This window comes from Endozoicomonas atrinae (assembly GCF_001647025.1).
Lineage (GTDB): Bacteria > Pseudomonadota > Gammaproteobacteria > Pseudomonadales > Endozoicomonadaceae > Endozoicomonas > Endozoicomonas atrinae.
This window is the reverse complement of sequence record NZ_LUKQ02000265.1, coordinates 1-7,127: the sequence shown is the minus strand read 5'-3', so window position 1 is coordinate 7,127 and position 7,127 is coordinate 1. Positions and strand designations below refer to the sequence as shown.

Below are 7,127 nucleotides of genomic sequence, written 5' to 3'. Positions count from 1 at the left end.
ACCATTCGCACCGGAGTTAAACAGCTCAGAAAGGCTATGGGAGTGGATGCGGGAGCATGACTTATCAAACAAAGCATTTTCAGGTTATGAAAATATTGTAGATTGTTGCTGTGAAGCTTGGAATAACCTTTGCAGCGAAGCTGGTCGACTGTTCAGTCTGTGCTCCCGTGATTGGGCAGTTATACAGTAGTTAGAAAATTCAATTGGTATTATCTGCTTATCCTTCTTTATACCAAGACGAAAAATCCCTTTCTCCTAGGCACTGCTTTCAAGAATCAGACAGATAAACTCTGCGATATTCAGGGCTCCAGCGCTTGCCTCTGACTCTGGCTTCCAATGTAGTTTGCTCACATTTTGGTGCCAGCCCCTCTTCCTGCGCTTTTCTGGCTACGGCAATCGCTATCTCACAGGTCACCTGGTGAATACGGTTCAACTCAGGCAGAAGAGCCGCTTCCGGATTCATAACAGCTGGTGAAGCCATAGCCAGAGTTTCGACCGCTGCATCCAGCATGCCATCAGAAACTCTTTCAGCATCACTGGCCAGAACACCAAGGCCCAGCCCCGGGAATATGTAGATGTTGTTACATTGAGCAACCGGGTAACGGTTACCATTGTACTCAACTGGGTCAAATGGGCTGCCAGTAGCAATCAAAGCTCGACCTTCACTCCACTCAATAATATCTTCTGGTGTTGCTTCAACCTGGCTGATTGGGTTTGACAGAGGAAAGACAATGGGCCGCTCATGGTTCTCAGCCATTTTCTCAATGACTTCCCGAGTGAACAGTCCTGGCTGACCTGATACCCCAATAATGGCATCAGGCTTTGCATGAGTGACAACTTCCAGTAATCCGGGGTTCTCGTCACAGCCCCATTGACGGAGTTCTTCACAGCTCTGTACCAGCCGCTGCTGGAATGGCCGCAGGTCTTCCATCTGATCATTCAGCACTCCATAGCGATCAACCATGAATATTCGCTGACGGGCTTCTTCATCACTGAGCCCCCGGCCAACCATCAGGCGGATCAACTGCTCAGCGATACCGCAACCGGCCGATCCTGCACCAAGGAAGGCAATTTTCATGTCCTCGATGGATTTACCCGCTGCCTTGGCTGCCGCCAGCAGTGATGCTGCAGTAACCCCTGCCGTGCCCTGAATATCATCATTGAATGAACAGAGCTCATCCCGGTATGTTTCCAGCAGTGGTGTAGCGTGGTTGATGGCAAAATCTTCAAACTGTAACAGTGCTTTTGGCCAGCGACGCTTCAGTGCACGGATAAAGTCATCCACAAACGCATAGTATTCATCATCACCAATACGTTCATGACGCCAGCCCAGATAATTAGGGTCATTCAACAGCTGCCGGTTATTGGTTCCACAATCCAGCACGATAGGCAGTGTTTTGTTCGGTGCAATCCCACCCACAGCGCTGTAAAGAGACAACTTGCCAATACAGATTCCCATACCGCCAATACCCTGATCACCCAGACCCAGGATGCGCTCACCATCAGTAACAACAATTACTTCAATATTGCGCTTAAAGTTAGCCAGCATGGCTGAGATATGCTCACGCTGGGGGTAAGAAATGTAGATACCCCTTGGTCGACGGTAGAGGTCACTGAAACGCTGACAGGCCTGGCCTACAACCGGCGTGTAGATGACAGGCAGCATTTCCTGAAGATGACGTTGCAGGAGAGCATAGAACAGTGTTTCGTTGGTATCCTGCAATGAGCGCAGGTAGATATGCTTCAGTATCGGCGTAGGCTTGATTGAGAAGGACTTATAAGCTCGACGACATTGCTCCTCCATCGACTCTACCCTTGGTGGCAGAAGACCATGAAGATCCAGCTCACTCCGCTCCTCCATAGAAAAAGCGGTCCCTTTATTCAGCAGGGAGTTTTCCAGCAACAAACGGCCTGTGAGGCCAGTATGGATGCATTGGTCGTGTTCGCTCATTTTTTTCCTACGTTTTTTCAGCCGATTTGTCAGCAAGAGTGCGACCAGGACTGCCGATATAACAGTCAGTGTCAGCAGGGGCACAAAGGATAATCCTTAGTGCAGTAGCAGAACAAACGGAATAACCGAAACAATCAAACAATCACATATGTATAACGTCGGCAGCAACTGTCTGGAAAACACAGTGTCTAAGAGATTTTATTGATTTCATACCGAGAGCAAAGAGCAGGTGCTTGTTACCTCACAGGGAGTATTGCCACACTTTGTGGGAAATAGGTAACAAACAACAACATCGAAACTGAGCATTATGTGATCATAAAAAAAATTCGACCATTCGGAAACTACGTACATCAAGGCCTTAAGGGATTTTACTTATTTTTGGCACGACTGTTGTATTAGTAAAAGCAACAAGAACAAAACACCCACAATAAAAACAATAACAGGGTTTAGCGTCGACTCATCAGAATAATAACAAGGTGTCGGCAGTAACAAGCAGATGGGTTTACAAGGTGCTTTTTTGCGGACGCAGCACCAACAAGGATACCAGGAAGCTTAGAAGATCAGCTAAATCCGAAGTAATATCGGAAAGGCGGCCAAGCAAAACTGGGAATATGGAAGTTACACAAAGCTATTTTCCACACAGCTTGCAAACCCATCTGTTTGTTTCCCTTTTTAAGCCCCACTTCTTTGATGACGAGACCTTCCCTGTCTAAAAACGGAAGCCTACATGTCATTCTCGGCCCCAAAGTACCTGAAGCACGAAATGCTGGTCTGCGGAACCTCCAATACCCTGCTTAATATGCTGATTGCCTGGCTGTTACTGAAAGATGGTAACCCTATAAGCTGGAAGGGCGAGAATAACTTTGTCGGGGATATGATTGCGACTTCATTTCTTCTGTCATTCATTATTTCACTGATCCTGATCTCCGTTAACCAGCGCAAGCTGATCAAGGGAAAAGTAGGTGAAATTGACTTTGGTCCAGGGTCTCGGCTGCAGCAATTGGTGAACCGTCTGCCTGTCGGCAAGCTGGGAAATGCATTCTGCTTTGGTTTACTTGGATTACTGATTGCGGTGCCATTGCCACTCACTGGTTTTGCAATACTCGGAGTGGAACAATTTGCTCCTGTGGATTACGCAGTCTTTAAAGGCTTCTGGGCTGGAGCTCTCTCAACCCTTATCGTTGTACCCATCGTCATGTCGGCTTTGCGCCCCAAGTCACAAGGCTATTCAATGATCAAATTAGCAGACTAAAACAACACGGCCAGCAACATGCTGGCCGTTTTTCATATGCGCATTGTTAATTGAGAGCTCTCTTCCTGGAACGTCTAAGCTGTGACAGCAGCATCCCAGTCATCATCAAACCACACCCAAGCAACCCTCTTATCCCAAGTTGCTCATTCAGCAATAACCAACCGCCCAGTACGGCAAACACCGCTTCCAGACTCATTATGATTGCTGCATGGGAAGATGTTGCGTCTCTCTGAGCAATGGTTTGAATGGTAAAAGCGACACCGGTAGACATAACACCTGCATACAGCAAAGGCCCGATACTTTTTGCAATGGCATCAAAACTGATGGGTTCAAGATAAAGAGCAACCATCATGCTGCATAGAGCCGTCATGAAAAACTGTATTAATGAAAGCCTCAGTGGATGAACATGCCGGGAAAGCCAGCCAATTAGTAGAATTTGAACCGCATACATCAGTGCAGAACCCAACGTCAGTACATCACCTTTATTCAGATTAAAACCATCCTGTACTGTCAGGAAATACAGGCCTGCAAGCGCAATGCCTCCACCCAGCCATGTTGCAGGTCGGGTACTGTGCCCAAACCAAATCCCGAGGATAGGAACTAGAATAATATAGAAACCAGTAATGAACCCAGAGTTACCCGCTGTCGTATACAACAGGCCAACCTGTTGAAATGAAGAGGCCAGAAAAAGAACCACACCGGTTAATGGACCCCATTTCAGCAGCAATTGATTATCGAATGGCTTTTCATTCCCAGATACCTTCTTTCCTGAAATACTCTCTAGAAGAAAATAAACGGGTAATAATGAGAGAAAGCCCAGTGCAAAACGACAGGCATTAAACAGAAATGGTCCAAGGTGCTCCATGCCCTTGATCTGAGCAACAAAGGCGAACCCCCATATGGCAGACACCACCAGTAGTAGCATATCTGCTCGAAGCGCTTTGGTTTTCAAAGTGTACAACCCGATTAGTTTGCGGCCATCCTTTTCAGCAGCATCAGTTTGGCCGGATTATTTATTGGTTCAGGCTTAAACTGCTTATTGTTGTTGCCCGATTTTTTGTTGGGAGCATTTTGCCACCACTGGCAAAGTGCGAAAAGAGCTTATCTACTGGTGATATACGCTCAGGAAAATAGACTAAGCCTTTATAGCGCAATACCATTACCAATAATTATTTTATAGGACTCGGACAAGCCTATGGTCGATATGCATCAAACCTGTTGTTCTCTGCTACCTGAGCTGTCTGAACAAGATATGGGTCGGCTGGCAAAAATTTTTCAATTGCTGGGAGACACCAAAAGACTGCAGCTGGTCATTGCCTGCCTTGAAGAACCACAGCCTGTATGCTGCCTATCTGAAATTTCGGGCATGTCTCAGCCATTAACCAGCCATCATTTACGCAGTCTGCGGGAAGCTCGAATTCTGAAATCGACCCGTAAGGGCAAGCAGGTGCTCTATGAACTGGATGATCACCATATCCGTCATGTCATTCTTGATCTGGCCAATCACGTTAAGGAGCAGGATTAAGTCAGCCTGACGGTGATGATCGCAGCACCCTGAATCCAAAAAGAAAAAAACAATAAAGGACCAAGCCATGCCAATGCCTGAAGAAATTGGTGTTATTGACCTGATGCTCAGCATTCCGGGGGAGGATAACAGTCAGTGGTATGAATACATGAAACCCATGCTGCTGGATGAGGAAAGTCGACACCAGTTCAAAATGCCAGCGCAGTACATGTTCAAGGATATTCCCGCTGAAGATGCTGATGATTACATCGCATACACCATTGCCCAGATGGATAAGCACAATATCGAACGAGCCATGATTGGGCTGGATGATCATAATGAATCAGCCAAGGCAGCGTTAAAGCAACATCCTGAACGATTCTTTGCATCCTATGAAGCTAACCCGAATAACGCCATGGATGAGGTCCGCAAGATTGAGCGACTGCACAGAGAGTACGGCATCAAAGCCGTCACAGGATTCCCTTCCGGCCTCTGTCCACAGGTACCGATTAATGATAATAATTAACCAGCCTTGTTAGTACTATGTATCCATAAGTCTCGGGATGTATATAACCAGAAATTATTAATAATTTTCAATTATTTAAGCCATGAAAGCATAAACGTCAGTGTATCGCATCATATCAAAACAACCGTACCAATAAGAGGTAAACAGCCACCAAGACAGCCACCAGAGCTGGACTTTTTCCCGTAAACAGCCACCATTACTCATAGCTGATGCTTACATAAAAATAAACGACAAAGGAGAAGTTATGGACACGATAACCGAAGTAGCACTCGCTGAAGCTAAAGCTGAAGTGCATGGTTCAAACGCTAAACGAGAGCTGACAGAAAAGCTGGATGGATTACCTGGTGTTTTGATGGCCAGAGTCAGCGACAGGAAAATTGATTTTTTTTACAAATACCAGTGGGAGAAAAAAAGAGAACTCTTACTCCTCGGTACATACGCAGCAAGAAAGCAGAAAGAACGGGTAACACTTCCTGAGGCATTTGAACTGGTTTTACAGGAAGCAGAAATTCGCAAAGAAGGAAAAAACCCAAAGGAAGAACGGAGGATAAAAGAATTAAAGATTGAGGCAGGACTAAAGCGCAGGATTAAGCAGGCTGAAATTCAGGGCTATGGAACCTTTGGTCGCATGCTTCAAATTTACCTAAATACCCTCACTGACACAGATACCAGAAAAGACATAGAAAGGATGTTTAAAAGGGAAATAGAGAAGCCATTCCCACAATTGCTCATTTTGCCTGCCAGAGACATCGAGTGGGAACAAATAAAACCGATACTCAATGATATATTGGAGAGAGGAAAAGGCCCCTCAGCAAACAAGCTCCTTGACTATATCAAAGCAGCATTTAACAAGGTGATTAATATACAGCTGGACAGCGGAGTCAGCCTCTACGCCGATGATGAATTTGGACTGATAGCCAACCCTCTCCAACACATCAAATCCAACAAGACATTCAACAGTGCAGGAAAGGATAAATGGACACGGAAAGAGCTAGCTGATATTTGGTTCAACGCCATTGAATACTGCGGCCCAGTGGCAGGTCGCTTTATACGTTTTACCATAGCCAATGCTGGGCAACGCATAAAACAGCTCGTCAGAGTGAGCTGGACAGACTATCACCTCGAAAGCAAGATCCCTTATACAGAAGTCACCAATATGAAAAAAAAGCGTGGCGGTGATGAAGTTTCTCATTTAGTACCATTAAACGATTTGGCTTTGAAGGAACTGCTGGATTTGCAGCAGATTACCGGTCATTGTGATTTCCCTTTTCCCAGCAGAAAAGGTGCGGGATTTTTAACTGATAAACCGATGGGGCATGAAGTTTACACCAAGCACATGAAGAGGATATGCGATGGATTGGATATCAGGCTCCTGTCGCTAGGAGAAACACGAACCACCATCAAAACAATGCTCGGCCCATACAAGATTCCCAAGCACATAAAAAACCTGCTTCATGGGCATGGAAAGATGGATGTGGCTGACATCTACTATGACAAATTTGATTACCTTGAGGAAAAGAGTGAAGTCATGAACTTATGGAACGGTGTGTTGGAGGAGATACTGGAGGAGCATAAACCCGTGTGGGTGCGGTAGGGTAAATTTACCCTAACCGCCTTTGTTCTAACCATGCAATAACTTCTGATCGTTTCCAGCCAACAGAGCGAGGCCCCAACTGAATTCTTTTCGGAAATTTCCCGGCCTTTTCCTGCCGGTATATAGACATCCGAGTCATACTGGTTATTTTTTCAACTTCAGCGGTGCGAATTAGCTCGTCGTCTTCAGTGTTGCCAGGAAGCTGCAGGAAGCAGGCATCAATAGCAGCCTGAGTTGTCACCAGCCGATCCTTACCGGTTTTGGCATAGCGGATATTTTGCCGCTTCAGAAAGCGCTCCA

7 protein-coding genes and 1 pseudogene are annotated in these 7,127 nt (G+C 46.0%); 5 read left to right on the top strand and 3 right to left on the bottom strand.

What is annotated here, in order from left to right; translation table 11 throughout:
- Positions 1 to 190: pseudogene (locus AK963_RS35820) on the top strand (IS630 family transposase); the annotation flags it as partial.
- A 78-nt stretch (positions 191 to 268) separates the two neighbouring features.
- Here AK963_RS35820 and AK963_RS23560 read toward each other — a convergent pair.
- The gene (locus tag AK963_RS23560; RefSeq protein ID WP_066017845.1) at positions 269 to 1,951 is read right to left on the bottom strand and encodes an NAD-dependent malic enzyme; all 1,683 of its coding nucleotides are present in this window, start codon (positions 1,949 to 1,951) and stop codon (positions 269 to 271) included.
- Between the two features lie 727 nt (positions 1,952 to 2,678).
- Between AK963_RS23560 and AK963_RS23555 the strand changes: the two genes are divergently transcribed.
- Positions 2,679 to 3,203, top strand: coding sequence for a hypothetical protein (locus AK963_RS23555; RefSeq protein WP_238593826.1), 525 nt, complete (start codon positions 2,679 to 2,681; stop codon positions 3,201 to 3,203).
- A gap of 46 nt (positions 3,204 to 3,249) precedes the next feature.
- Here the strand turns inward: AK963_RS23555 and AK963_RS23550 are convergent, their stop codons facing one another.
- Positions 3,250 to 4,155 carry a DMT family transporter gene (locus AK963_RS23550; protein ID WP_066017843.1) on the bottom strand — a complete coding sequence of 302 codons (906 nt, stop codon included), beginning with the start codon at positions 4,153 to 4,155 and terminating at the stop codon, positions 3,250 to 3,252.
- Between the two features lie 243 nt (positions 4,156 to 4,398).
- Between AK963_RS23550 and AK963_RS23545 the strand changes: the two genes are divergently transcribed.
- From AK963_RS23545 to AK963_RS23535, 3 genes are all read left to right on the top strand, one after another.
- Positions 4,399 to 4,728, top strand: a complete 330-nt coding sequence (locus AK963_RS23545) for an ArsR/SmtB family transcription factor (RefSeq protein ID WP_066017842.1) — start codon at positions 4,399 to 4,401, stop codon at positions 4,726 to 4,728.
- A 67-nt stretch (positions 4,729 to 4,795) separates the two neighbouring features.
- A complete protein-coding gene (locus AK963_RS23540) occupies positions 4,796 to 5,233 on the top strand; it encodes an amidohydrolase family protein (protein WP_202969845.1) in 438 nt (145 codons plus the stop codon).
- Positions 5,234 to 5,477: 244 nt separating this feature from the next.
- A complete protein-coding gene (locus tag AK963_RS23535) occupies positions 5,478 to 6,827 on the top strand; it encodes a tyrosine-type recombinase/integrase (protein WP_066017841.1) in 1,350 nt (449 codons plus the stop codon).
- Between the two features lie 7 nt (positions 6,828 to 6,834).
- Here AK963_RS23535 and AK963_RS35815 read toward each other — a convergent pair.
- The coding region (locus tag AK963_RS35815) for a helix-turn-helix transcriptional regulator (protein ID WP_066017840.1) at positions 6,835 to 7,127 on the bottom strand (293 nt) is incomplete at its 5' end.